Source organism: Pseudomonas sp. PME37.24/025 (assembly GCF_055556615.1).
Genome location: NZ_JBVHNK010000439.1, coordinates 1 through 243, shown reverse-complemented (window position 1 = coordinate 243; position 243 = coordinate 1). Strand labels below are relative to the sequence as shown.

At 62.6% G+C, this 243-nt stretch carries 1 protein-coding gene; it reads right to left on the bottom strand.

Annotation, left to right across the window (positions count from 1 at the left end):
* Window positions 1–243: dioxygenase family protein (locus tag ACZ3HH_RS30990; RefSeq protein WP_465810533.1), on the bottom strand; the 243-nt coding region annotated here is incomplete at both ends.

Below are 243 nucleotides of genomic sequence, written 5' to 3'. Positions count from 1 at the left end.
GCTTGACAGTGCGGAACCAGTAGCGGCCTTCGTCGTCCGTGACGGTGCGGCCGCAGCCGCCGAAATTCGGATCGATCGCGGCCAGATAGGTTTCCTTCTTGTGGCGATAACGGCCGCTGGCATTCGCCTGCCAGAATTCGAGCAGTGCGCCGGGAACGGGGCGGCCGTCTTCGTCAAGCACCTGTCCATGCACAATGATACGCGGTCCGATCGGCTCGCCGGTCTGCGCATAGTTCAGGATCA